This window comes from Actinomadura craniellae (assembly GCF_003289645.1).
In the GTDB taxonomy this organism is placed as follows: domain Bacteria; phylum Actinomycetota; class Actinomycetes; order Streptosporangiales; family Streptosporangiaceae; genus Actinomadura_D; species Actinomadura_D craniellae.
This window is the reverse complement of the sequence record NZ_QLYX01000034.1, coordinates 1-2,595: the sequence shown is the minus strand read 5'-3', so window position 1 is coordinate 2,595 and position 2,595 is coordinate 1. Positions and strand designations below refer to the sequence as shown.

Annotated in this window: 1 protein-coding gene; it reads left to right on the top strand. The window is 71.3% G+C overall.

Translation table 11 applies throughout. The features are described 5' to 3' along the window. Positions 1 to 32 precede the first annotated feature (32 nt). Positions 33 to 2,595: polyketide synthase dehydratase domain-containing protein (locus tag DPM19_RS34645; protein ID WP_233511126.1), on the top strand; the 2,563-nt coding region annotated here is incomplete at its 3' end.

Below are 2,595 nucleotides of genomic sequence, written 5' to 3'. Positions count from 1 at the left end.
TACGAGTCAGCCACGCCTTCCACTCCCCCCACATGGACCAAGCCGCCGATGAGCTCGTCCATGTCACCGAACAGCTCACCCACCACCAGCCCACCATCCCCCTGATCTCCAACCTCACCGGCACCCTGACCACCGACGACGAACTCGCCTCCCCCGACTACTGGGCCCGGCATATCCGTCAGGCCGTCCGTTTCCACGACGGCATCACCACCCTGCGCCGGCACGGCGTCACCACCTACCTCGAACTCGGCCCCGACGCCGCCCTCACCCCGATGATCACCGAGATCCTCGCGTCGGAGGACCCGTCCGCTGACCCCGCCGATTCAGCCGAGGCGCCACCCCGCACCCCCACCCCGGTGGCGATCGGCACCCTCCGCCGAAGCCGTCCCGAATCCTCCACGCTGCTGACCGCGTTGGCCACCGCCCACACCCGCGGCGTCCCCATCGACTGGGCCGCCCTGTTCCCGGCCCCGGCGCGCCCCGTACCGCTGCCCACCTACCCGTTCCAACGGAAGCCGTACTGGCTGGACGCACCTGTCCTGGGCGGTGCCGCGGGCGACTTCGGCATGGGCGCGGCCGATCATCCGTTGCTGGGCGCGGTCACCGAACTCGCCGACGGGGGTTACCTGTTCACCGGGCGCCTGTCGCCGACCGTCCATCCCTGGCTGGCCGATCATGCCGTGGCGGAGACCGTGGTGGTCCCAGGAGCTGCACTGGTAGAGCTGGCCATCCACGCCGGTGACCGAGCGGGCTGCGGACACCTCCAAGAGCTCCTGCTCCAGCAGCCACTGCTCCTCCCCGAACACGGAGCCGTCCAGGTACAGCTCACCATCAGCCCACCCACGAACGACGATCAGCCAAACGCCCGCTCGGTGACCATCCGGTCCCGCCCCGCCGGCACCGACTCGGGCGACACCGGCTGGACGGTGCACGCCACCGGCACCCTCACCACCGAGCCCGGCAACCCGACGGCCGATCTGACGGTGTGGCCGCCTGCCGGAGCAGAGACGATCGACCTGGCCCAGGGCTACCCGGAGCTGGCCGAACGCGGCTACCACTACGGCCCGGCCTTCCAGGGCCTGCACGCCGCCTGGCAGGACGACGACCACCTGTACGCCGAGGTCCACCTGCCCGACCAGCAGACCGACACCGAGCACTTCGGCATCCACCCCGCATTGCTGGACGCCGCCTTGCACCTGCTCGCCCTGCACACCCCCGAGGGCGCCCCCGAGGACGGGGTGTGGCTTCCCTTCGCCTGGGAGGGAGTGCACCTGCACGCCACGGGCGCGACAGCGGTGCGGGTTCGGCTCGCCCCCGCGAGTCAGGCCGACCCGGAGGTGGACGGTCAGCCCATGGGCGGCCAGGCCGTGGCGGTGGACATCACCGACCTGACGGGCGCGCCGGTGGCCTCGGTGCGATCGCTGACCATGCGGCCCGCCTCCACCCGGCAATGGGCGGCCCCGACCCGAGGCGACACGGGTACCGGTGCCGACCGCCTGTTCCGGCTGGAATGGACCCTGCTCCCCGCCGGCACGGACACCGCCCTCGCCACCGCTGGATGGGCCGTGGTCGGCAGCGACGAACTCGGCCTGACGGTCGGCTTGGACGCGACCCACGTCCCGGTCGGCGGCCACCCCGACCTGAACGCCCTGAACGAAGCGATCGACAACGCCGCCGCGGTCGTGCCCGATGTGATCGTGGCCTCCTTCATCTCGTCCCCGGTCCGTACCCTCGGCGGCCACCTCGGCGATGCCGCACATGACGTGGTGGACGAGGTGCATGCGGTGGCGGAGGCTGTGTTGGCGTTGGTGCAGGATTGGTTGGCTGATGAGCGTCATGCCTCGGGTCGGTTGGTGGTGGTGACCCGTTCGGCGGTGGCCGTCCGTCCGGGTGAGGACGTCGCTGATCTGGCTGCTGCCACGGTGTGGGGTCTGATCCGCAGTGCGCAGAACGAGCACCCCGACCGCATCGTCTTGTTCGACTGCCCCGCGGACCCGACGGGCACTGGTGTGGCCGACGGCCTGGTGGCAGCCGTGGCTGGTGGGCACTCTCAACTCGCATTGCGGAACGGTGAGCTGTACACGCCGCGGCTGGCCCGGCTGGCCGACGCGGACAACGGTGACACCCTGGCTTTGCCCGCCGGGCAGGGGTGGTGTCTGGGTGTGCCGGTGCCGGGGTCGATCGATGGCCTGGTCGCGGTGCCGCACGAGGGCCTTCAGGGTGGTCCTGAAAGTGGTGCGGACCCAGGTGCGGGTCTGGGTGAGGGTGGGGGTCTTGAGGATGGTGCGGACCCGGACCCGGACCTGGACCCGGACCCGGACCTGGACCCGGACCCGGACCTGGACCTGGACCCGGACCTGGACCTGGACCCGGACCTGGACCTGGACCTGGACCCGGACCTGGACCCGGACCTGGACCTGGACCTGGACCTGGACCTGGACCCGGACCTGGGTGCGGGTGGGTGTGGTGGTGGGGGTGTGGGTGCCGGTCAGGTGCTGGGTGCCGGTCAGGTGCGGGTGGGGGTGCGTGCGGCGGGGGTGAACTTCCGCGATGTGCTGATCACGCTGGGGGTGTACCCGGGTGCGGCCACGATCG